23 protein-coding genes are annotated in these 22,913 nt (G+C 60.0%); 10 read left to right on the top strand and 13 right to left on the bottom strand.

Annotated elements, in window-relative coordinates; all coding sequences use genetic code 11:
* Window positions 1-55: 55 nt before the first annotated feature.
* Both HDF16_RS01735 and HDF16_RS01740 read left to right on the top strand, forming a co-directional pair.
* Window positions 56-1,660 (top strand): DHA2 family efflux MFS transporter permease subunit, encoded by a 1,605-nt coding sequence (locus HDF16_RS01735; RefSeq protein WP_184213443.1) that lies wholly within the window; start codon window positions 56-58, stop codon window positions 1,658-1,660.
* Between the two features lie 142 nt (window positions 1,661-1,802).
* Window positions 1,803-2,369, top strand: coding sequence for a hypothetical protein (locus HDF16_RS01740; protein WP_184213444.1), 567 nt, complete (start codon window positions 1,803-1,805; stop codon window positions 2,367-2,369).
* Between the two features lie 195 nt (window positions 2,370-2,564).
* Here the strand turns inward: HDF16_RS01740 and galE are convergent, their stop codons facing one another.
* The 3 genes from galE to galK all read right to left on the bottom strand — a co-directional run bounded on the left by galE (window position 2,565) and on the right by galK (window position 6,053).
* The gene (gene galE, locus HDF16_RS01745; RefSeq protein ID WP_184213445.1) at window positions 2,565-3,542 is read right to left on the bottom strand and encodes a UDP-glucose 4-epimerase GalE; all 978 of its coding nucleotides are present in this window, start codon (window positions 3,540-3,542) and stop codon (window positions 2,565-2,567) included.
* A gap of 168 nt (window positions 3,543-3,710) precedes the next feature.
* The gene (locus HDF16_RS01750; RefSeq protein WP_184214157.1) at window positions 3,711-4,763 is read right to left on the bottom strand and encodes a UDP-glucose--hexose-1-phosphate uridylyltransferase; all 1,053 of its coding nucleotides are present in this window, start codon (window positions 4,761-4,763) and stop codon (window positions 3,711-3,713) included.
* Between the two features lie 135 nt (window positions 4,764-4,898).
* Entirely contained in the window at window positions 4,899-6,053 is a 1,155-nt protein-coding gene (gene galK / locus HDF16_RS01755) for a galactokinase (RefSeq protein WP_184213446.1), read from the bottom strand.
* A gap of 78 nt (window positions 6,054-6,131) precedes the next feature.
* On the opposite strand from galK, the gene HDF16_RS01760 reads away from it, so the two are divergent.
* On the top strand, window positions 6,132-7,298 hold the full coding sequence (locus HDF16_RS01760) for a lactonase family protein (RefSeq protein WP_184213447.1): 1,167 nt from the start codon (window positions 6,132-6,134) through the stop codon (window positions 7,296-7,298).
* Between the two features lie 79 nt (window positions 7,299-7,377).
* Here HDF16_RS01760 and HDF16_RS01765 read toward each other — a convergent pair whose 3' ends face one another.
* The gene (locus HDF16_RS01765; protein ID WP_246408571.1) at window positions 7,378-8,433 is read right to left on the bottom strand and encodes a radical SAM protein; all 1,056 of its coding nucleotides are present in this window, start codon (window positions 8,431-8,433) and stop codon (window positions 7,378-7,380) included.
* Between the two features lie 91 nt (window positions 8,434-8,524).
* Here HDF16_RS01765 and HDF16_RS01770 point away from each other — a divergent pair, with 91 nt between their 5' ends.
* Window positions 8,525-8,974 carry a DsrE family protein gene (locus tag HDF16_RS01770; RefSeq protein WP_184213449.1) on the top strand — a complete coding sequence of 150 codons (450 nt, stop codon included), beginning with the start codon at window positions 8,525-8,527 and terminating at the stop codon, window positions 8,972-8,974.
* Between the two features lie 19 nt (window positions 8,975-8,993).
* On the opposite strand, the gene HDF16_RS01775 is transcribed toward HDF16_RS01770, so the two are convergent.
* From HDF16_RS01775 to HDF16_RS01805, 7 genes are all read right to left on the bottom strand, one after another.
* Entirely contained in the window at window positions 8,994-10,694 is a 1,701-nt protein-coding gene (locus HDF16_RS01775) for a uroporphyrinogen-III synthase (protein WP_184213450.1), read from the bottom strand.
* Between the two features lie 180 nt (window positions 10,695-10,874).
* Window positions 10,875-11,372, bottom strand: coding sequence for a DinB family protein (locus tag HDF16_RS01780; RefSeq protein ID WP_184213451.1), 498 nt, complete (start codon window positions 11,370-11,372; stop codon window positions 10,875-10,877).
* Window positions 11,365-11,844: a DUF1203 domain-containing protein gene (locus tag HDF16_RS01785; protein WP_184213452.1), complete on the bottom strand. Its 480-nt coding sequence runs from the start codon at window positions 11,842-11,844 to the stop codon at window positions 11,365-11,367. The genes HDF16_RS01780 and HDF16_RS01785 overlap by 8 nt, the downstream gene beginning before the upstream one ends.
* A gap of 91 nt (window positions 11,845-11,935) precedes the next feature.
* Window positions 11,936-12,919, bottom strand: a complete 984-nt coding sequence (locus HDF16_RS01790) for a glycine betaine ABC transporter substrate-binding protein (protein WP_348641214.1) — start codon at window positions 12,917-12,919, stop codon at window positions 11,936-11,938.
* Window positions 12,916-13,551 (bottom strand): ABC transporter permease, encoded by a 636-nt coding sequence (locus HDF16_RS01795; protein WP_184213453.1) that lies wholly within the window; start codon window positions 13,549-13,551, stop codon window positions 12,916-12,918. Before HDF16_RS01795 ends, HDF16_RS01790 begins: the two co-directional genes overlap by 4 nt.
* Window positions 13,551-14,315, bottom strand: a complete 765-nt coding sequence (locus HDF16_RS01800; protein ID WP_184213454.1) for an ATP-binding cassette domain-containing protein — start codon at window positions 14,313-14,315, stop codon at window positions 13,551-13,553. The genes HDF16_RS01795 and HDF16_RS01800 overlap by 1 nt, the downstream gene beginning before the upstream one ends.
* A gap of 56 nt (window positions 14,316-14,371) precedes the next feature.
* A complete protein-coding gene (locus HDF16_RS01805) occupies window positions 14,372-15,223 on the bottom strand; it encodes an ATP-binding protein (RefSeq protein ID WP_184213455.1) in 852 nt (283 codons plus the stop codon).
* A gap of 225 nt (window positions 15,224-15,448) precedes the next feature.
* Between HDF16_RS01805 and gap the strand changes: the two genes are divergently transcribed.
* On the top strand, window positions 15,449-16,456 hold the full coding sequence (gap, locus tag HDF16_RS01810; RefSeq protein ID WP_184213456.1) for a type I glyceraldehyde-3-phosphate dehydrogenase: 1,008 nt from the start codon (window positions 15,449-15,451) through the stop codon (window positions 16,454-16,456).
* 138 nt (window positions 16,457-16,594) lie between these two features.
* Complete coding sequence (locus HDF16_RS01815; protein ID WP_184213457.1) at window positions 16,595-17,248, top strand: pyridoxamine 5'-phosphate oxidase family protein; 654 nt, start codon at window positions 16,595-16,597, stop codon at window positions 17,246-17,248.
* Here HDF16_RS01815 and HDF16_RS01820 read toward each other — a convergent pair.
* Window positions 17,214-17,876 carry a DUF6629 family protein gene (locus tag HDF16_RS01820; RefSeq protein WP_184213458.1) on the bottom strand — a complete coding sequence of 221 codons (663 nt, stop codon included), beginning with the start codon at window positions 17,874-17,876 and terminating at the stop codon, window positions 17,214-17,216. The two genes, HDF16_RS01815 and HDF16_RS01820, sit on opposite strands and share 35 nt — an antisense overlap.
* A 133-nt stretch (window positions 17,877-18,009) precedes the next feature.
* Between HDF16_RS01820 and HDF16_RS01825 the strand changes: the two genes are divergently transcribed.
* The 3 genes from HDF16_RS01825 to HDF16_RS01835 all read left to right on the top strand — a co-directional run bounded on the left by HDF16_RS01825 (window position 18,010) and on the right by HDF16_RS01835 (window position 21,365).
* Window positions 18,010-19,221, top strand: coding sequence for a phosphoglycerate kinase (locus HDF16_RS01825; RefSeq protein ID WP_184214160.1), 1,212 nt, complete (start codon window positions 18,010-18,012; stop codon window positions 19,219-19,221).
* Between the two features lie 153 nt (window positions 19,222-19,374).
* Entirely contained in the window at window positions 19,375-20,031 is a 657-nt protein-coding gene (locus tag HDF16_RS01830; protein ID WP_184213459.1) for a hypothetical protein, read from the top strand.
* A gap of 95 nt (window positions 20,032-20,126) precedes the next feature.
* Window positions 20,127-21,365: a NupC/NupG family nucleoside CNT transporter gene (locus tag HDF16_RS01835; protein WP_184213460.1), complete on the top strand. Its 1,239-nt coding sequence runs from the start codon at window positions 20,127-20,129 to the stop codon at window positions 21,363-21,365.
* Window positions 21,366-21,367: 2 nt separating this feature from the next.
* On the opposite strand, the gene HDF16_RS01840 is transcribed toward HDF16_RS01835, so the two are convergent.
* Window positions 21,368-21,916 carry an AhpC/TSA family protein gene (locus tag HDF16_RS01840; RefSeq protein ID WP_184213461.1) on the bottom strand — a complete coding sequence of 183 codons (549 nt, stop codon included), beginning with the start codon at window positions 21,914-21,916 and terminating at the stop codon, window positions 21,368-21,370.
* A gap of 145 nt (window positions 21,917-22,061) precedes the next feature.
* Between HDF16_RS01840 and HDF16_RS01845 the strand changes: the two genes are divergently transcribed.
* Window positions 22,062-22,907 carry a purine-nucleoside phosphorylase gene (locus HDF16_RS01845; protein WP_184213462.1) on the top strand — a complete coding sequence of 282 codons (846 nt, stop codon included), beginning with the start codon at window positions 22,062-22,064 and terminating at the stop codon, window positions 22,905-22,907.
* Window positions 22,908-22,913: the final 6 nt, after the last annotated feature.

Consider the following 22,913-nt stretch of genomic DNA (forward strand, 5'->3'; position numbering starts at 1 on the left):
CTGTACCTTTATCCAAACCACGAATAGCTATCGATATTTATCATAGGCGTACGCAATGCCATCTGATTCACACTTGTCTGAAGCTCCCTGGAAGCCAAGCCACAATCCATGGGCCGTAGCTTTGACCGTCACCCTCGCCACCTTCATGGAGGTGCTGGACACGTCGATCGCGAACGTTGCCCTGCCACACATCGCAGGATCACTAGGCGCGTCGGGCGAAGAGGCCACCTGGGTTCTCACCAGCTACCTCGTCTCGAGCGCGGTCGTCCTCCCCATCTCCGGCTGGCTCTCGAACCGCTTCGGCCGCAAGCGCTTCTACATGACCTGCGTCGCGCTCTTCACCATCTGCTCGTTCCTCTGCGGAATCGCGACCAGCCTTCCCCTACTCATCATCGCCCGTATCCTGCAGGGCGCTGGCGGCGGAGGCCTAGCGCCCTCTGAACAAGCCATCCTCGCCGACACCTTCCCCATCGAAAAGCGGGGCCAGGCCTTCGCCGTCTACGGCATGGCTGTCGTCGTAGCCCCCGCCATCGGTCCAACGCTGGGCGGCTGGATCACCGACAACTTCAACTGGCACTGGATCTTCTTCATCAACATCCCCATCGGCCTCTTCTCGCTCTGGCTCTCGAACCGCATGGTCGAAGATCCACCGTTCCTGAAGGTACGCCGCGAGGCCGCCAAGCACCTGAAGGTCGACTTCACCGGCCTCGGCCTGGTCGCCATCGGCGTCGGCTTCCTCGAGTTCACCCTCGACAAGGGCCAGGAAAAAGACTGGTTCGGCTCGGGCGAGATCCAGCTCTGCGCGATGATCGCCGCCTGCACCCTGATCTTCTTCTGCTTCTGGGAGTGGAACCACCCGGACCCGATCGTCGACCTCAAACTCTTGAAAAATCGTAACTTCGGCACCGCCGTCTTCCTCCAGCTCATCCTCGGCATGGTGCTCTTCGGCTCGACCGTCCTCATACCGCAATACCTGCAAGGGCTTCTGGGCTATACCGCCGAGCGCGCCGGCGAAGTCCTCTCGCCCGCCGGCTTCGTCATGATGGCGATGATGATGGTGGCCGGTCGTTCGCTCGGTCTCTTCGATCCCCGCATCATGGTCGCCTTCGGCTACGCCGCCACCGCCGCCGGAATCTACAACCTCACTCGTCTCGACCTCAACACCGCCTTCCACACGGTCACCGTCTGGCGCATGTTGCAGGTCATCGGCCTGCCGCTGATCTTCATCCCCATCAGCACGCTGAACTACGTCGGTGTGCCACCGTCGAAGACCAACCAGATCTCAAGCCTGTCGAACTTCGCCCGAAACCTGGGCGGAAGCGCGGGCACCGCGCTGCTGACCACCTTCCTCGCCCGCAACGCACAGGTGAATCAGCAGCGGCTATCCGCTCACGCCTATCCCGGCAGCTTCGGCTATCACTTCTTCACCGACCGTATCCGCGAACTACTCATGCGCGGGGGAACCTCGTCCGCTGCGGCGGGCCAGATCGCCATGGGGCAGGCGTATCAGCAGTTGCTCCGCCAAGCTTCCATGTTGAGCTATCAGAACGCCTTCTTCCTGCTCGCATGCACGCTTGTCTGCCTGATTCCATTGCCCTTTATCATGCGTCTGCCCGCGAAACGCGCCAAGCCCGATCCCGAGGCCATGGGCGGACATTAATTTATCCGCAACCTTTTCCCTGAACCGTGGTTCAAATACATAGGAGCTACGACTAAAGTAACGTCGAGTTCCTGCACGGCTGCTTCGCTCCTCGGTGTCGATCTCCCCGAAGTCCGAGCAGACTGGCTGAAGGGAGTATCAAATGCGGTCTTTCAAATATCTTGCTCTACTCGGGGCACTCGTAATCGCACTGACGGCGACGGCACCCACTGCAAACGCCCAGGTTGCGGTCGGTATTGGCGTAGGCGGTGGCCAGGAATACTACGGCGGGGGCTACGACTACCCGGCACCGGTCTGTGACTACGGCTATTACAACTATGCGCCTTATGCCTGCGCGCCCTACGGCTACTACGGCCCGTCATGGTTTTCCGGCGGTATCTTCATCGGTGCTGGTCCGTGGTTCCGTAGAGGCGGATACGGCTACGGCGGATACGGCTACCGTGGTGGCTACGGATATCGCGGCGGATACGGCTATCGGGGTGGGTACGGCTATCGCGGCGGATACGGCGGCGGATACCGTGGCGGCTACGGCGGAGGCTTCCGCGGTGGATACGGTGGCGGAGTTCACCCAGGTGGCGGCGCGGCGCGCGGTGGTTTTGGCGGCGGTGGAGGATTCCACGGTAACGCCGGCGGCGGATTCCATGGCGGCGGTGGTGGCGGAGGCTTCCACGGCGGTGGCGGGGGACATGGTGGCGGCGGTCACCGCTAACACCTAGACCCTCCCCAGATCAAGAACAGAAGGGCTGCCGAATCATCGGCAGCCCTTCTTTTCTTTGCACTCGTCTCCGGACTTTACCAATTCGTCCTCTCGACCGAATCCACGCAGCATCATCGCGTGGCGTAGTAGAGAGCCCCCCGCATTCGCCTTTTGCTCTGGCCTACGCGATTCTTACCTGGCACCGACCTACTTCGGTTCGCCATAAAGATGCTTGTGCCACTTCCAGGCGCTCTCAATAATCTGGTCGAGCTCAAGATACTTCGGGCACCAACCCAGCTCGCGGATAATCTTCGCCGAGCTTGCTACCAGCACTCCCGGATCACCCGGCCGCCGTCCAAACTCTTCGACCACAATCTCGCGACCGCTCACACGCCGCACTGAATCGATCACCTCGCGAACCGAGAATCCCTGCCCGTTGCCGATGTTGTAGATCAGCTTCGAATTCTCTTCTAGCCCCTTGAGAGCAAGCAAGTGCGCATCCGCAAGATCGGCCACATGGATGTAGTCGCGGATGCAAGTGCCATCCGGCGTCGGATAGTCGCTGCCATAGACGCGAATGCTCTTCCGGCGACCTAGCGCGACGTCGAGAATCAAGGGGATTAGATGCGACTCCGGCTCATGCTTCTCGCCGTAGCCTTCGATCGCGCCGGCCACATTGAAGTACCGCAGGCTCGCGTAACGGAAGCCATGAATCTGGTTGAACCAGCGCAGCATGTGCTCGACCATCAGCTTCGATTCGCCATAAACATTGGTCGGCTGTAGCTTTGCCTCCTCAAAGATCGGCGAAGACTCCGGCTCGCCGTAGCAGGCCGCTGTCGAGCTGAAGACCAGCTTATTGTGCCCGGTCTTCAACATCGTCTCCAGCAGGTTCAGCGTCGAAGCGGTGTTGTTGCGGAAGAAGATCTCTGGCTTGACCATCGATTCGCCCGCCTCGATCAGCGCCGCAAAGTGCAGCACGCCGTCGTATTTCTTCTCCGTCAGTACCTTGGTCAGCAACTCCGCGTCGCCAATATCGCCCTTCACCAGCGTCGCGCCCTCGGCCACAACCGAGTCCTGCTTATGCCTCATGTAGTCGTACACGGTGACCTTGTGGCCGGCCTTCAGCAGCAGCCGAGTTACCGTTCCACCGATGTATCCCGCTCCACCCGTTACCAGAATCACCATATCTCTCCTTCAGCCTCGAATTCGTCCACCCTGCTGAGTTGCCCGCTTTACTGCATAGACGGCCTGTTTGAGCCCGTCTTGCTTATGGGCAAGGCTTCGGCCGCGCCATAAAATCTCAGCGCCTCGCGGCGTTAGCCGCTGAGGTACGCTTTGCCTCGATCTAGCCTGTTATACGTGAACTTCCGGCAAAGCCCGCAACCGCTCCGCAGCCGACTCCGGCGTAATATCCCTCTGCGGCATCCCCAGCAACTCAAATCCGACCATGAACTTCTTGATCTGCGCCGACCTTAGCAGCGGCGGATAGAAGTGCGCATGGAAGTGCCACTCGTCATGTTTCGCACCATCCGTAGGGGCCTGGTGAAAGCCCATCGTGTAAGGAAAGCTGGTGTTGAAGAGATTGTCGTACCGAGTCGTAAGCCGGATCAGCAGGTCGGCCAAATCCGTCCGCTGCTTGTCTGACAACTCGGGCATCGTCCCCGCATGAGTCTTACTCAAGATTAGCGTCTCGAACGGCCACACCGCCCAGAACGGCACCACCGCCGCAAAGCTGTCGTTCTGGCACACTACGCGTTCGTCCAGCTTCAACTCTTCAGCAAGATAGTCGCAGAGCAGGCAGGTTCCATACTCCTTGAGATACTCAAGCTGCGCCTCACCCTCGAGCGCGGGCTCGTCCGGAACATGCTCCGTCGCCCAGATCTGGCAGTGCGGATGCGGCAGGCTCGAGCCCATCATCGCGCCGCGGTTCTCGAAGATCTGTACGTAGTTGATCTCCGGCATCGCGCCCAGTTCCGTCGTCTCGTCGGCCCAGGCGTCCACGACCAGCTTCAGGTCAGGAACCGTCATGTAAGAGAGCGACAGGCTGTGATTGGGATGGAAGCAGAGCACCTTCGCCGTGCCAGCCTCGGGCTCGACCTTCATCAGCCGCGATGCGATCGAGTCCGTCACCGGCCCCGCAGGAATCGGGTCGCCATCGAGCCTCAGCGCCGGAAAATCATTCGTAAACGAATAGACATTCTTGTAGTCCGGATTGACCACGCCACTCGTCCGCGTATTGCCCGGACAGAGATAGCAGTTCGGATCGTGTACCGCCCCAGCAACTGGCTTGCTCGTATCCGTCTCTCCCTGCCACGGGCGCTGCGTTCGCTGCGGCGACACCAGCAGCCACGACTTCCGCAGCGGGTTATAGCGGCGGTGCGGTCTCTTATTCAGCACTTCATTCATTGCCACGTTCTTTCCTTCCCAACAACCCTGTAATCGCCCAGCACTTGTCATCCCGCGCCCTGCACTTGTCATCCTTCGCGAAGCGGAGGATCTGCTTTCACTTCGAACCCGCAAGCCCTCTCATGCAGATCGCCCCTAACTCAACTCTCCCGCCCCATCCGCCGTCGCGCAAACATACACTTCAGGATGAATGCTGGTCTGTGCCATGTACTCTGCCTTGATCGCCGCAACAAAGGCATCGCTCGCCTCGGCCTCGACCACACTCACCACGCATCCGCCAAACCCGCCGCCGGTCAGCCGCGAGCCATAACAGCCCGGCTGTGTCTGCCCGATCACCTGCAGGATGTCGCACTCCGGGCAACTCGCCTCGAAGTCGTCGCGGTAGCTCCGGTGCGCGTCGTTCAGCATCTCGCCGAAGCCTTCAATGTCTCCCTTACGCAGCATCTCCGCACCGTCGAGCACGCGTTGGCTGTCCGAGATCACGTGCCTGCTCCGCTTGTACGCTTCAACAGACATGTATGGCTTGCAGACCTCAAGATCGGCAAGCGTGGCATCCCGCAACTGCGTCGCGCCGGGCTTGTATGCTGCAATCGCCGCAGCGCCTTCCTCTACTTCGCGACGCCGCGAAGCGTAAGCTCCGCCGTCGGCGAGCGAATGCTTCACCATGGAGTTCGCGATCACCAGCCGGAGATGAGGTGGAATCGGCGCAAGATCGAAGGTCAACGCCCGCGTATCGAGAATCAGCGCGTTTCCCGCCTTACCGTTGGCCGAGACGAACTGGTCCATGATGCCGACGGGCGCTCCCATGTAATCGTTTTCAGCGATCTGACAAAGACGCGCCAGCTTGGCACCCGTAATCGAGTTGCCGCCGAGGGCGAGCAACGCTGTGCCGGTCGCAATCTCAAGCGATGCCGAAGAACTCAGTCCGGCACCCAGGGGAACGTTTCCCGTAATCGTCAACGAGGCTGCCGGAACCTCGATCCCGGCCTGCCGCAGGCTCCATACCACCCCGATCACGTACCCGCTCCAGTGCTTCTGCCGGTCCATGGGCAGCGTGTCCAGGTCGATCTCCACACTATCGCCGAAGTCGACGGAGGTCAGCTTCAAGATGCGGTCGGCACGGAGTGAGGCGGCAATCAAAGTCTCAAAGTTGATCGCGGCGGGCATGCAGAAGCCGCCGCTGTAGTCGGTGTGTTCCCCAACCAGATTGACCCTGCCCGGCGCCCGAAAGACGCGCGCGGAAGTTCCCTCTGCGGATTCATGGAATGTCTTTAGCTCTGTAGCGTTCAAGGCGATCTTTCTCCCCGCTTATCCTACGGCACGAAGTGCGGCCCGGCAAAACCTGTTGATTTGAGAGACAATGGCGTGATGAATTCGATTACACGGCGCGCCTTCCTCGCTACCTCCGCTGCATCGACTATTGCCTTGCGTTCACCCTTCGTATCCGCCCAAAGCGCCATCCCCGGAAAGCTGTTACTCGTGGGCACCCAGACCGGCGCGACCAGCAAGGGCGTCTACGCCTATGGCTTCGATTCCGTCTCTGGCGAGCTAAAAAAAGTAGGCCTCGCCGCCGCCGCCGCGAATCCGACGTTCCTCATCATGACCCCCGACCGCAAGACCGTTATCGTCGCTAATGAACTCGAGGAGTTCGGCGGTCAGAGGAGCGGCGCCGTCTCAACTTTTTCCCTAGATCCCGCCACTGGCACCATGACCCAGCTCAGCCAGCAAGCCTCCAAAGGCGGCAGCCCCTGTCACGTCACCACCGACCAAACCGGCGCCTCCGTCTTCGCCGCAAACTACTCTGGCGGCAGCGCCATCTCCTTCAAGCTCGAGGGCGATCGCCATCTTAGCGATCCCGTCTCGTTCGAGCAGTACACCGGCCATGGCCCCAACGCCGAACGCCAGGAAGCTCCGCACGCCCACCGCGTCACGGTCTCGCCGGACAACAAATATCTGCTCGTCAACGATCTTGGCCTCGACCTGATCCACGTCTACGCGCTCGACGCCGCCACCGGGAAGCTAACTCCCGCCGATACTCCCGCGTGGAAGGCACCAGCCGGAGTCGGCCCGCGCACCCTGCACTTCCATCCCAACGGCAAGTTCGCCTACTGCGTCACCGAGATGGGCTGCCAGATCATCGTGCTCAAGTGGGACGCCGACACCGCCACCCTGACCACCGGCCAAATACTCAAGCTCCCCACCCAGCCCCATCCCGGTGAGGTCACCGGCTGCGACATCGTCCTCGATAAGACCGCCCGCTTCGGCTACTACATCAATCGCGGCGACGACTTCATCGCCACTATCGCCGTCTCCGCCGACGGCAGCCGCCTCACCTTTCAGCGGCGCAGCTCCTGCGGCGGCAAGATTCCGCGCCACCTCACGCTCGACCCCACCGAGCGCTTCCTGCTCGTTGCCAATCAGGCTTCAGATAACATCGCAGTCTTCCCGAGAGACGTCACCTCCGGCCAGCTATCGGAGATCGGTAAGAGCTACCCGCTCTCGAAGCCGCAATGTCTGCTCTTCCCGCGCGGCTAGAGCGTGCGACACGCTGGGTGCCCCATCCATGACTCGCACCTGGTCGTGGATGGGACATTCGTGCAAGGCACGAACCGCCCTACGCTTTTGCGGCCGCTAGCGCCACATGGCGATACGTCGGCTCGAACCCCAACTCCCGCGCATAGCTAAGAATCCGCTCGAAGTCCAAACTGATCGTAGCTCCGGCCTTCTGCGTCACCTCATCCTCGATCGGCAGATCGAAGTCATCCGCTCCATACTTCAACCCCTCGAGCGCCTGCTGATTCTGCGTCAGCACCGAGGTCCGAATCCGCGGGATATTGTCTAGAAAGATCCGGCAAAGCGCGAGATGTTTCAGATACTCCGCTGTTGTAATCTCGATCCCGCCAATCTGCGTGAAGTAAGGCTTGAACGTCCAGCAGAGAAAGCTCGCCAGCCCGCCCGTCTCGTCCTGAAACTGTCGCGTGCGATCGAGATGTTCCAGCCGCTCATCGAGCGTCTCATCAAACCCGATCACCATGGTCGCCGTCGTCTTCAACCCGGCCTCGACGATTGCCCGCTGCGCTTCAAAGTATTCCGTCACCGTGTACTTGAACTTCGAGTGCCGCGACCGAAAATCTTCCGTCAGAATCTCTGACCCGCCGCCAGTGATCCACCGCACACCCGCAGCTTTCAGCCGTTGCGCAGCCTCTGCGTTCGAGATCTTCGCATGATCCGCAAGATACATAAACTCCGCAATCGTCAGTGCATAGAACTCGACGGAGTCGCCGTATCGCGCCCGTATCGCTGCAAACAAGTCGCAGTAGTAGCTCAGCGGAAGTGCCGGATTGAAGCCGCCGTTGAACGCCGCGAGATCGCCACCCAGCGCGATCAACTCATCGATCTTCGCGAAGACATCGTCATGCGACATCACGTATCCGCCAGCCTGACCGGGCAGTTTGTAGAACGCGCAGTAGTCGCACTGCGCCACGCAGACGTTGGTGTAGTTGATGATTCGCATAACCATGTACGTGCATTCGCCCGGCGCGTGGAACCGCGCCCGCACTTTATAGGCAAGCTGTTGTAATTCCTCCGCCGAAGCGTTTAGCCAGAGCCACCGCGCCTCATCCACATCGATGCGAGTTCCCTCATCTATCTTTGCGGATATCTCCGCCAACGTAAGCCTTGTTTCCACCGCGAGCGCCATACTTACAGTTTAGCCCCGCCAGACCGAATGCTATACTTCGCTCGCACTTGGGAGGTCTCTCATGGCGCGTCGGTCATTCCTTCGTCAATTAGTCGCGTTACCTTTTGCCGGAGCAGCGTCGGCGCTAGGCCAGGGAACTCCACATAAATCCCTGAACATCATGATGAAGAGCGCCTGGGGATCGGATGATCCGACCAAGGCCGCGTTTCCCTTCCTGCACGGCCTCGCTCTCTCTGAGGCAGGACACACGGTGCAGATCTTCCTGCTTGGAGAGGCAGTCTCGCTTATGCGAAAGTCAGTTGCCGCCGCAGTTGTTCCAGTTGGCTGGGCGCCGTTAGAGCAGACCCTCACGAAGATTGCTGAAAGGCATGTTCAGATCTACGCCTGCGGTGCCTGCAGCCGTGCACGAGCAGTCATGCAAACAGACTTAGACCAGTGGGGCGCGAAGTTCGGCAGCCCGCCCATCTTTGTCTCGCTCGTCGAATGGGCCGACCGCGTCATCACGGAATAACCCGTGCAAGCAACCCGATCTACTTTGCGACTGATTCCGGCCGCATCTTCCGCAGATCCTCACTCAACAGGATCGCCTCCGCGATCTCGCGCATCGACTTCCGCCTCTGCCGGCTCTCGCGCTGCATCATCCGGTAGGCGTCGTCCTCGCTGATCGTCATGTCGCGCTGCAGAATTCCCTTCGCCCGATCAACCGCCTTGCGCGTCTCGAGGCGGCTGGCCAGTTGCAGGTTCTCGCTCTCCAGCCGCGCCCGCTCAATCTCTGCGCCCACAAGAAAGCCCAGCATCGAGAGCAGACGAATCTCAGAAGTCTTGTGCTGGTAGGGCAGACGATGCTGCAGGTTGATGACGCCCACGACCTTACTTGCGGTCATGATCGGCGTCGAAAGCATCGCCTCGAAGTGGTCCTCCGGAAGGTTCTTGAACGCCTTGAATCGCGGATCGATCGAGGCGTTCGCGGCAATCGCCACGGGCTCGCGATGCTCCGCGACCCACCCCGTAATGCCCTGCCCGATCGGCATGCCAACGCGATCCACCTCGGAGTGCGGATTCTTCGAAGCCCGCAGCACCAGGTTCTGGTCTTCCAGCACGTAGATAAAACAGGAGTCGCACGGGACGGCCGTTGTCACAAACTCGACGATTCGCTCCAGCACCGTGTGGAAGGAGTCCGCCGCCGCGATCCGGCTACTGATCTCGTGCAGAAAGTCCATCGGCCCCAGCCCATCGCGGAAGCCTGCCATGGTCGGCGTAGACGCCGCCACCTTACGCACCGGCCTTGCAATGGCTACCGCTTCTCCATCCCCGTTTTGATCGGTCTTCGCGGCACTGGATGAAAACGTGAGTCCGGCCAAGCGTGTAGCCAGCGCCACATCTACTCCACTCTTCTTCTGCCGCAGCACTTTGCCAGCGTACTGCGCTGCCTCGTTGATGACGAACCCCATCTTCGGTCGCGAGGGCTCGAAGTCCGGCTGCACGCCGTAGTGCAACAGCACCTCCGTGGTAGTGGGCCCGATTGAGATCACCACAATCGTCTCCATTCCCGCGCGCAGGTCGTCTACACATCCCATCTGCTCCGCGATCTGAAAGAGGTGGATCACCTGCACCGCCGACATGAATACCACGACGTCGACCCCGGCGTTCGCAACCGCCAGCACCGACTCTCGCAACGGTTGAAGATTCTCGGGCAGCGCCCATTGATACACCGGCACCCTGGTGACCTGCGTCGTCATCTCCGACAACGCCGCCAGGAACTCCGGATTTGTCGCACCATACTCCTGCACGGCGACGCGCATCTCCGGAAGGACATCTGCAAACTCGTTCTTGATCGTGTCCAGCAACTCGCGCCAGGTCGATGGTTCAGGCGCAATGGCGGAGCTCGGCACATTCAACTCCCGCAGCGCCGCCTGCGGCTTCGGCCCTCTAGCTACCACCCGCGTCTTGCGCAGCGCCGTCAGAAACTCCACCGAAGAGTACTTCGTCTCGATGATCTGCATCATCGCCTTGACTCCAACCCCGGTGAAGAAGACCACCATATCGAACTCGCCGGCGATCAGCGATGCTGCGAAATCGAGGACAGGCTGTGGAGTATCCAGCGGCACCTCGCGCACGGCAGGGACGACAAACGCCTCTCCTCCGTACGTTTTGATCAGCTTGGCAACCTCTTTGGAACGGCGCGACTCCAGCGACAGAACGCGTAATCCGTCGAATGAGGCATGTGCCATGTGTATCTCCTTCCGAGTCCTGCCGCGACGTGGCGGACAGGCTCTTGAACGCCCGAAGAAACTGCGCTGAACTGGCTAGACCTTGCCCACGGTTGGACTAGCGTCTTTTCACAGAATTTTATTTAGCCTGACGCTCACAATGTTACCCGTTTCGAGTAGGCACGGCTAGCGGAGCCACTTTCAACCCCGCATCCCCACAACCACCTTGGCCGTAGTCACCGTCTGCCCCGCATGCCTTTGAGTGTGTTCAGCGCAATGCACCAGCAACCCTCCCACGGTGCTTGGCAACATCCCACGCCCCACGCCTCGCGGTTCTTCATATGTAGCCTGAGAGGTCGCCCGCACCCGCTCCGTCGCGGTCTTCAAACCCGCCCGGAACTCCCCAAGCACCTCCAAAGCCACCGCCCCTGGCTCTAGCTCGCTCCGCAAAGTGCTCATCTGAGTATCTGAAAGCTGCCGCCCCTCCGCATACGTCATCAGCCGGTCGAGACTCCTCGCAATATGCCGCAGATGAAACGCCACCGGCGTCAGCCCGAAAGGCCCCGCATTCATCTCCACATCACTCAGCCCGGAGCACCATCGCTCTACATCTTCGCCCGCAAGTTCCAGCGCATGGAGCACCTGCCTTCGCACCGCGTCCACGTCAATCAGCGTCCCCCGCAGCCACGGCTCAACCATCGGAATCTACCTTCCTTTCCACGCGAAAATCGAAGCATCCCGCCTTCAGATCCCGAACCATTACATAGCGGACAGCCACATCTTCGAACATCTCCACGATCATCGCCTCATGGCCGCCGTCGGCAACCTTCCGCTGCGCTACCATCCGCTGATCGCCATCATAGCCATCAAGAACCGCGCCATAGGCCACCAACTCAACCGGATACCCGCTCGGCTGCTGAAATCGTTCACAGCGCTCCGTGTGGATAAATACCGGCCCTGGCAACGGAATCATCCCATTCTCACGAAATGGACTGTAGGTGAAGAGCGTCCGCTCTTCTTCGCCAATCCGGAATGGCCGCAGGCAATGCCGGCATGGCCCGTGTCCTTTCGCCAACGCGTTCGACGCCGGATGACCATACCCCGGCGAGTTCATCGTCTTCCACACCCGCTCCGCAACCTCAGTCGGTAAAGCGATCGCTTGAATCTCCATTATTCCCTTCCTCCTCGGCCATGACGATCAGCCGTCAGAAGAAGGATCGCCTTTCACGCCCCATCTGACACTCCGCTTTGTTCAAGCGAACTTACAATCCCTTTTGCCTGCGGAACTCCCGCACGACGTCGCCCACGTCGCGGTGCTGCCCATCGACCGCATCGTTCATCGTCTGCACCTCGTCCGCACCCACCTGCCCCGCCAGTCGCGTAATCGCCGTCTGAATCTCCGGATGCTTCGCCACCGAATCTTGCCTCAACAGCGGGACCGCCTCATACGGAGGGAAGTAGTGTTTGTCGTCCGCCATGATCACGAACCCAAGCGCCCGTATCGGCCCGTCGGTCGAGTTCCCCGCCACCATATCCACCTGCTTGGCCGAAAGCGCCCGATACAGCAGCCCAAGATCCATCACCCTCGGTGCGCCATCAAACTTCAGCCCATAAGTGGACTCGAGCCCCTTCAGCCCATCCGGCCGCTCCTCGAACTCATACCCAACTCCGAGCCGCTCAATGCCCGGGTCCCCCATATCTCGATTCTGAGATGTGGGGTCAGCCCCCTGCAGCCGAGCCACATCGGAGATTGTCTTCACGCCCAGCCGTTTCGCGTCGTCACCTCGAACCACCATCGCAAACGTATCCTCAAAGCCCAGCCCCGGTCCAACCTCGACCTTGTACCGCTCGCGATAGATCCGCGCAATGGTCGTCGCGACCGCCGCTGCATCCCGCTGCCCCACCGGCGGCAGGGGCTGCTTCAGTATCGCCGTAAGCGCCGTCCCCGAGTACTCCACATAGCCGTCGATCCGACCGCTTACCAGAGCCTGCTGGCAAATGTAACTCCCCGCCAGGTAGAACCGCCGCTCGACGCGATAGCCAGCCTGTCCCTCCTGTGCAAAAACCGCCTCAATCTCCTGCGCCAGCAGCTCCCCGAGCACCACCTGCTCAGTAAAGTTCTTCGCCCCAATCGTAATCCGCGAAGACCTCGGCGGCGCACAGCCAATCAGCAGAACCAGAAGAAGAATCAGACCCCACCCAGCCGCCTTCCCCCTTCTTGCCGGTCCCTTCTCCCTCCGCCTCACCTCTTCACCGCCAGCCGCTTCTCCAGCATTCCCAGTCCGGTATCCGCCGCCAGTGCCAGCAACGCCGCCGGAATCGCCCCAGCCAGGACGAGCCCGTTATCCACACTCGCGACTCCCCGGAAGATGAGTTCGCCCAGCCCTCCAGCTCCAATCGCCGCAGCAATCGTCGCTACCCCGATGCAAGTCACCATCGCCGTCCGCAGCCCGGCGAGAATCACGCTCGCTGATAGCGGAAGTTCTACCTTCATAAGTCGCTGCAATCCATTCATTCCAAGTGCATTGGATACATCGATCAACGCCGGATCGACGCTGGACACACCAGCATAGGTATTTCGTAGGATAGGCAGAAGAGCGTATCCAGTAAGCGCCAGAATCGCCAGCCGCGCAGCATTTTCTCCGAGCCAGGTCACCGGTAGCAGCAGCCCAAACAGCGCCAGCGAAGGCACCGTCTGCACCACATTTGCGAAAGCGATGACCGGACCTGCAAGCTTCTGCTTCCGGGTCAAAAGTATGCCCAGCGGCAGTCCTATCGCAACCGCAAGCAACATCGCGCTTAAAGTCAGCCAGAGATGCTCGAGGGTGAGACGAGCTATCTCCCAGCCGTGCGAATGCAGGAATTGCTTAAATGCCATCAAGCTTGCACCGCGCGATGTACAGCCGAAACATAATGTTTTACATGAGTATTGGCCGACGCGAGAACCTCACTCGCTAATACATCAGCAACGACCTCGCCCTGCTCCAGAAAGACGACCCTTTGCGCCAGATAAAGCGCCTCGTCAAGATCATGGGTGACGAGAAGAACGGTCTTCTTCATCCGCCCGAGGAGATCCTGCAGCATGGTCTGCATCTCGGCGCGTGTCATGGGATCGAGCGCCCCGAAGGGCTCATCCATCAGCAGGATCGCCGGATCGGTCGCCAGGGCCCGCGCCAGCCCGACTCTCTGCCGCTGTCCGCCAGAGAGTTGCCAAGGATACCGTCCGCGAAACTCATCAAAGTCGAGGCCCGCGAGTCCCAGCACCTCGGCCACACGCCGCGAGATCTGCTGTTTCGACTGTCCCGCAAGCTCCAGTGCCATACCTGCGTTCCTTTCCACAGTCATATGTGGAAAAAGCCCCTCCTCTTGGATGACGTAGCCGATAGATCGTCGCAAAGTATCTAAATTTGATTGACTTACTGCGTTTTGTTGAACCAACACTTCGCCTAATGTCGGTGAGACCAATCCATTGACCATCCGCAAGAGTGTTGTCTTACCGGAGCCGCTGCGGCCAAGCAAAGCGGTCGTCGTTCCTGCTTCGAGCCGCAGCGATATATCGCGCAAAAGAGAACGCCCGGGCAGGTTCCCCTGTCCGGGCAGTGTGTAACTGATATTTGCGAACTCGACGCCAGCCTCGGTCAATTCGTCCCTCTCGCGATGGAAGAGCGTTAGAATCCGCGCCGATATGGCACCGAAAACTACTCGGTCGCCTGCTCCGCAATCGGCTCCATCTCTGGGGCCGCGTCGGGTGCTTCCGGCTCTGCGGAGGCCTCGGGTGCGGCGTCAAGTCCGCTCCCCGGCTGTCCCTTCACGCGGACGACCGTAATCTTGTCGAAGCCTTCCTTGAACGAAGGCGGCCGCAGACGTTCCGCCATCTTCAGCATGACCTCATCGGTAACGACGCGCTCGCGCTGACGGTTCCGCTCCATGCACACGGCCAGGGGGACGTCGAAGAAGACCGCCTGAACCTCATACTGGAAGCTCTTCGCCATCTTGATCCACTGCTTGCGCTCGTGCGCGGAGAGGTTTGTCGCGTCGACATAGTTCCACGGCATCTTGGCGATCAGCCGTGCCCGCAGCAGTGACCTCAGCGTCGAGAACACCAACCCCTGGTAGCGCTGCTCGGTAATGTCGTCGAATAGCAGATTGCGCAGAAGGTCGCTCGAAAGCGGTGTGACGCCGCGGCGCTTGTACCAGGTCGTCTTGCCGGAACCCGGCAGGCCGATTGTCAGCACGACATACCCACGAGGCGACTTGGCAGCTGCAGCCGCCTGTTCAGCCGATGGCGCAGCCGCGCCCAGGCTCTCCGGCTGCGTCTCGACCACAATCTTCTCTTCGCCCGTAGCCGGAGAAAAGGGCTCAGGAATCGGGGTCAACGGCGCGTCAAATGACTGACGAACGGTCTGGGGAGCCTCCGCCTGAACCGGCCGGGGAGCGATCGGTTCCGGGTAATTGGGCCTCAAAGGAGCTTGCTGGCCTGAGGGCAGTTCCTGGCCGCTCTTGCCTGTGGACTCCGACTCATTCGGTCCACGTTTCGTCCGTCTTCTCATTTTGTCGCTTATCCATTCGCGCAACTCGCGCATGTGGAGGTTATAACAGGGCGCTCCGCGCCGCCGCAAATGAGGCGCACCTTCCCCGATACCCGTTCAAAACTCCGGATCACCCCATCTCGATCTTGAGATGGGGTTCTGTCCACCTCTCTTCATGCAGCGAAACTCCCCTCGCACTACAATTGGAACCGGAAAGAACGACGCACCACAGGAGCTTATCGACTTATGGCAGTTAAGGTTGGCATCAACGGCTTCGGCCGTATCGGACGCAATGTATTCCGCACCGCCCTCGGCAATCCAGATATCGAATTTGTCGCCGTCAACGACCTCACCACGCCGGCCACTCTTGCCCACCTGCTCAAGTACGACTCCATCCTCGGCAACCTGAAGAACGAGATCTCGGTCGAAGGCGACAGCATCGTCGTCGACGGCAAGAAGATCAAGGTTTTCGCCGAGCGAGACCCCGCCAAGCTTGACTGGGCCTCCGTCGGCGCGGAGATCGTCGTCGAATCCACCGGCTTCTTCACCGACGCCGAGAAGGCCAAAGCCCACCTTGGCTCGACCGTAAAGAAGGTCATCATCTCCGCCCCGGCGACCAACGAAGACATCACTCTCGTCCTCGGCGTCAACTCCGACAAGTACGACGCCGCAAAGCACAACGTGATCTCGAACGCGAGCTGCACGACGAACTGCCTTGCCCCGGTCGTAAAGGTTCTGCACGACACCTTCGGGATTGCCAGCGGCATCATGACCACGATTCACAGCTACACCAACGACCAGGTCATCCTCGACACGCCGCACAAGGATCTCCGCCGCGCCCGAGCCGCTGCCTTGTCGATGATCCCGAGCTCGACTGGAGCCGCAAAAGCACTCAAGCTAGTCGTCCCCGAGATGGCCGGTAAGCTGGACGGCTTCGCCATCCGCGTCCCGACCCCTAACGTCTCGGTCGTCGACCTAACCTTCGTCTCCGAGAAGCCGATCACAATCGACACCATCAACGCCGCGATCAAGGCGGCAGCAGAAGGTCCGATGAAGGGCATCCTCGGCTACACCGACGAAGAGCTCGTCTCGACCGACTTCCGCGGCAACCCCCTCAGCAGCATCTTCGACTCTCTTCTTACGAAGGTGGTTGGCACCAACACCGGCAAGGTCATCAGCTGGTACGACAACGAGTGGGGCTACTCCAGCCGGGTGAAGGACTTGATTCTGTTCCTGGTGGAAAAGGGCCTGTAGTCATATTTCGTATACACGAGAGGCCGGAGCCCAGCTCCGGCCTTTTTGTTTGCTGATACGAATTCTGAACCTTAGGGCCGACTTTCGAATCTCAATCCTAGGCAGCGAGTCCACCTGCCCGGAACGAGCACCGCCGCCATGAGCCGTCGATTCCCCGAACTGGCCTTCACTCCTCTCGTCAAAGCCCACCAGAAGCAGCACAACAGCCGCGCCCAGTATCAGCGCATGGAAGAGTCCGGGCCGCCCGACGACTCCCTCGGCGTTAGCGAGCGCACCTTCATCGCCCTTCGCGACAGCTTCTACATGGCCTCCGTCGGCGAGACCGGCTGGCCCTACGTCCAGCATCGCGGCGGCGAGAAGGGCTTCGTCCACGTCATCGATCCGAAGACCATCGCCTTCGCCGACCTGCGCGGCAACAAGCAGTACATCTCGGTCGGCAACCTCGAACACGACGCCCGCGTCGCGCTCTTCTTCATGGACTACCCCAACCAGACGCGCCTGAAGATCCTCGGCCGCGTCGAAGTCCATGAGAACGATGCCCGCGCCTTAGAACTCCTCCAGGCCCTGCGCCCAGCAAGCCCAAAAGATGTCGCCGAGCGCGTCATTCTCATCCACGTCGAGGCCTTCGACTGGAACTGCCCGCAGCACATCACGCCGCGTTACACCATCGAAGAACTGGAACCGTCGCTCGCACCCATTCGTGATCGTATCAAGGCGCTAGAGGCCGAGAACGCAGCCCTTCGCGGCAAGCTTGACGCTATATCGCCTCGCCGTACCGGAACGGCCGGGTAAACCGGCTCTTCCAGAAGTACGCCAGGATAACGACGCTCGCGACGGCTGCATACGCGCACCACAACGAAGTGAACGCATACCGCTTCACCGCCATCACTGTCAGCAGAATGGCCAGGTTCGCAAGTCCAAAGATGACCATGTCGCGCACCTTTGAAAAGAAGAGCGATCCGCAGGTAGCGATCACATACGCTATAGCCAGCGTTGTGTAGTTCGTCCCTTGGTTCACGTAGACGATACTGTTCCCGCGCACCGAAATCTCCAACGGATACGTCATCAGCGCCCACAACATGTAGAGACTCGTCACCGTCCCGATCGCTACAAACGGCAGCATGGCTCTGCGTCGCGTCGCTGTCGGCTCGAACAACCACACACTCAACGGCAGAAGGAACGGCAACAATCCCTGTGCGTAGAGAACGAATGCCTCCCCCGCGCCGTGCGTAACAGCAGGAGACAGAACGCCATCGAGCCCCAGCCACACAAACCCTTCGATAAACTGATGCACCGCAAACATCGTCGGCAGCGCGGCAAAGAGCAGTTCGCGCCGATGCTTCACCTTTGTGAAGGTCAACACTCCAAGACCGGCGAGCACACCGCTCCCAACAAAATTGGCCGTAGCCGAAAAACACATACGCACGCTCTCCTGCTTTTTTGCCGATCATACTCGACTTCCCGCCAAAGCCGGGTGCCCCACGTCTCGACTCTGAGATGTGCAATATGCCGCCAATACCTCCTCCACTGACATCAAGTATCCTGATCCCATCATGCCGAAGCTCTCGATTCGCGATCTCGATCTCAAAGACAAGCGCGTGCTCATCCGCGTCGACTTCAACGTTCCCCTCTCGCCCGATGGCGCCATTCTCGATGACACCCGCATCCGCGAGACCCTTCCCACAATTGAGTACGCGCTCCGCCACCACGCCAAGGTCATCCTCTGTTCGCATCTCGGTCGCCCCAAGGGCAAGCCCGTCGTGACGATGAGCCTGCGCCCGGTCGTCGACCACCTGCGCGGCCTGCTCGACCATGTGCTCGATGAGGACGAGAACGTCGCCTTCGCTCCCGACTGCGTTGGCGAAGTGGCCACCGAGATCGCCATGAACCTCGAATCCGGCCAGACGCTTCTGCTCGAAAACCTCCGCTTCCACGCCGAAGAAGAGAAGAACGATCCCGCCTTCGCCAAGCAACTAGCGAACCTCTGCGAGATCTACGTCAACGACGCCTTCGGCAGCGCCCACCGTGCCCACGCCTCCACCGAAGGCATCACCCACTTCGTCAAGCAGTCCGCCGCCGGTCTGCTGATGGAGAAAGAGCTGACTTACATGGGCAAAGCTCTTACCGAACCCGACAAGCCCTTCGTCGCGATCATCGGCGGAGCCAAGGTCTCGGACAAGATCGGCGTGATCGACAACCTACTCGAGAAGGCGGACGCCATCATCATCGGCGGAGGCATGGCGTACACCTTCCTCAACGTGCAGGGTCAGAGCACCGGCAAGTCGCTCGTCGAAGCCGACAAGCTCGACATCGCGAAGGCCGCACTCGCCAAGGCGAAGGAGAAGGGCGTCCGCTTCCTTCTTCCCACCGACCACGTTCTCGCCGACAAGTTCTCCCCCGAAGCCACGACGACCATCTTCTCCGGCGACGGAGCGTTTCCCGCCGACCTGATGGCGCTCGACATCGGCCCTGCCTCCATCAAGCTCTTCGCCGATGAGATCGCCAACGCCCGCACTATCATCTGGAACGGCCCCATGGGCGTCTTCGAGATGCCCGCCTTCGCACACGGCACCAACGCCATCGCGGCTGCAGTGGCGCACAACGAAGAGGCGACGACTATCGTCGGCGGTGGCGACTCGGTCTCAGCCATCCACAAGTCCGGCTTTGCCGATAGGATCACGCACATCTCCACCGGCGGCGGGGCGAGCCTTGAGTATCTGGAAGGCAAGACTTTGCCGGGAGTTGCGGCATTGACAGATAAATAGCCCACGCCAAACCATGTCTCTCAAATGAACTCGTTATCTCGACCGGAGCCTCTCGCAGCTTATCGCGAGAGGCGTAGCGGAGAGGCCCCCATTTCGCTCTTGCTATACAAAGTGGGACGAGCGAAACTCTTCTCTCCTGATAGCCTGCTGCTCATGAACCCTGTAATCCTCGCCATATGGTTTTCGTTTGTTTCGACGCACGCCACCATTCCTCATAGAGCCATCGACAGGTGTGCTCAAGACGGTGCGTATTTCTATGCGATGGATGACGATCCTGCTAAGCCGATAAGGGTCGAGCGGGACGGAGTTGCAATTCGAATTGAGCGTCACGACCCCAAAAGCACAGAAGCTGTACTTAGCTTTCAGCGAGATGGCAAGACCTTAGTTCAGAACATTAAGGACTTCGAAGCAGCGCAGGGTTGGCTTACGGTCTCCCGAACGGGGGCGTTTGCCACGACATGGAAGGAGAATGCATCGAGTGCAGAAACACAGCTCTTTCGAGTTGCCTCCGCCGGAAGCATCATCGAAGATAGGACTTTGGTTCAGCTCGCGGAAAACAAGTTCGTGGCAGATGCGAAGCTCGTTTGCAAAACTCCTGGGATAAACACCACAGCGATCAAGTGGCTGGATGATGATCATCTCCTGCTTGCGATTAATGCGTGGTCTTCGGGAGTCTGCTCTTCCGACTTCACTGAGGGTTTCATCATTTCGTTGTCAAAACATGAGGTTGAGAAGAAACTTACAGAATCCGAGCTCCTCAATCTGCCAGCCGTATGCACATGGAATTTGGTACCTGTCAGAAAGCAGTGACCAAATCTGATTTTGATCGTCCCGCTGAATTTTCCCCGAGTACAGTACACTCAGCCCATTCGCAAAGTTGCCCGCTTACTCTCAGGAGCCTCCATTTGGCACGTTTCACCGGTCTTCTCGGCCTCATCGTCTTCCTCGGCCTCGCTTATGCCTTCTCCACCAATCGCCGAGCGATCAAGTGGCGCACCGTCGCCTGGGGCCTTGGGCTGCAGATCCTCTTCGCCTTCCTGGTCATAAGGTGGAACACCGGGCAGGTGATCCTGCACAGCATCTCGACCGTGATCACGTCGCTGCTCGGCCACGCCGCGGACGGCTCCTCTCTGGTCTTCGGCCACATCGGTACACCGGGCGATCCCCTTGCCACGCTAGCCTTCGCCGTGCTGCCGACCATCATCTTCGTCAGCGCCTTCTTCGCGGTGATGTATCACATCGGCGTCATGCAGCAGGTCATCCGCGCCGTCGCCTGGATCATGCAGCGGACGATGGGAACCTCGGGCGCTGAGTCCACCAACGTCGCCGCCAGCATCTTCATGGGGCAGACCGAAGCTCCGCTGACCATCCGGCCATTTCTCGCCGGGGCCACGCGCAGTGAGCTGATGGTCATCATGACCTCCGGCATGGCGCACGTCTCGGGCGGCATCATGGCGGCCTACATCAGCTTCGGCATCAACGCGCAGGACCTGCTCTCGGCCGTCATCATGACCGCCCCGGGAACGATCCTGGTCGCGAAGATGCTCGTACCTGAGACCGAAGTTCCCGCCACCGCTGGCACGGTCAACATGCCACGTGAAGAGGTCCATGAGAAAGACAACCTCATCGGCGCGATCGCGCGCGGCACCATCGACGGCGGCCAGCTCGCCTTCAACGTCGCTATCATGTTGATCAGCTTCGTCGCGCTGGTTGGCTTGGCAAACGCGATCATGCTCGGCATCTCGAACTTCGCCTGGGCCCATGGACACATTCCGTTCCCACACTCGCTCAACGCAATCCTTGGCGTTGTCGGAGCGCCGGTCGCGTGGCTCATCGGCATCCCCTGGCGCGAGGCGAAAGTGATCGGCAATCTCCTCGGTACACGCACGATGATCAATGAATTCGTCGCCTTCACTCAGCTTGGCGCAATCAAATCAACCCTCGCGCCGCGCACCTTTTCTATCGCGACCTTCGCCCTTTGCGGCTTCGCTAACGTCGGCTCGATCGGCATGCAGATCGGCGGCATCGGAGCACTCGTTCCCAACCGTCGCAACGATCTTGCCCAACTTGGACTTCGCGCGATGCTCGCAGGTACGATGGCGAACCTGATGTCGGCAAGCATCGTGTCCATGCTCATCAAATAGTTTCAGGAGATCAGCTTGCGATACGGCGGCTCGTCAGAGATCTGGCGATAGATAAACTTCCGCTCGATCTTCGCGCCCTTCAGCAGAAAGATTCCCGGCATCTGGTGTCCGTCGCCCTGGATCTTTCCGATGCCGTGCTTGAAGATATTGCCCTTCAGCCATCCGAACCATACAAACGGATTGACCAGCGTCAGCCATGGGCTACTCCGGCCCAGCCCAAAAGCCGGACTCTGGTAGATGCTCGCCTGCGGGTCGTGAATGCGCTCGACCTCGGAGATCTTGTAGAAGTCGAAGTGCGCCTTCGCAATCTCGCGGGTGCCGAGATGTACGAAGACGGGCCTCACCCCTTTAGCACTCAGTTCAGGGTTAAGATCGGCGACATCGCTGATCGCCTTCCTGCAGAACGAGCAACCGAAGTGCCGCAGAAAGACCAGCAGCACAGGCGATTCCGCCGTGAGCGAAAGAAGATCCTTGCCGGATTCGGTATGGATCCCAGCAAGCATCTTCGCGAGATCGCTTTGATTGCCCACCGACGATTGCGCCGTCGCCACAACTTCACCTCGATCAAAACTCTATGCACAGTCCGCAAAAATAGAAAGCAGGAAATTTCGCGCGGCGACAAGGATGGCCACCTTGCCATCTCGCGGTAGGCATACGCCGATCTTTGCGGCAGCAAGTACACTTTACTGACCTCCTATGACCGACCAATACACCCTCGCCACCGCCGCCGTTGAACACATCCGCAGCCTAAGCCCGTCTGTACCTGCCATCGGCATCATCCTTGGCTCCGGTCTCGGAGCCTTCGCCTCGCAGGTCGAGGATGCCGTCACGATTCCTTACGCCGAAATCCCCCACTTCCCGCAGTCGACCGTCGTGGGACACTCCGGCAAGCTGGTACTCGGAACTATCGGCGGAGTTCCGGTCGCCGTCATGCAGGGTCGGGTTCATGCCTATGAGGGCTATCCCGTGGAGGAGGTCGTCTTCCCCGCGCGCGTCCTCGGGCTGCTCGGCTGCAAAACGCTCATCGTGACCAACGCCGCCGGCGGCATCCGCACGACTCTGTCGCCAGGCTCACTCGTCGTCATCTCCGACCAGATCAACCTGACCGGCATGAACGCAGCTGGTGGAGCGAACGAGCCTCGTTTCGCCATGACTCCCGGTGCAGGCCAACGCTTCTTCGACATGAGCACGGTCTACACGCCTCGGCTCCGTGAACTCGCCGTGCACGAGGCGAAGGAGCAGGGATCCGTCTTGACTGAGGGCGTCTACCTCGCCGTGCTCGGGCCAAGCTTCGAGACGCCTGCGGAGATTCGAGCCTTCCGCACGCTCGGCGCAGACCTTGTCGGCATGTCAACGGTGCATGAGGTAATCGTGGCGCGCCACATGGGGCTCGACGTGTTGGGCATCTCTCTCGTGACCAACATGGCGGCCGGGGTGGTCGATCAGGCGATCGACCACGAGGATGTGCTGGAGATCGGTAGGAACGTCGAGAAGAAGTTCACGTCGCTGCTAGTAGCGCTGGTGCCGCAAATTGCAGGCTGAAGAATC

The sequence above is a fragment of the Granulicella aggregans genome (assembly GCF_014203275.1).
Taxonomy (GTDB): Bacteria; Acidobacteriota; Terriglobia; order Terriglobales; family Acidobacteriaceae; genus Edaphobacter.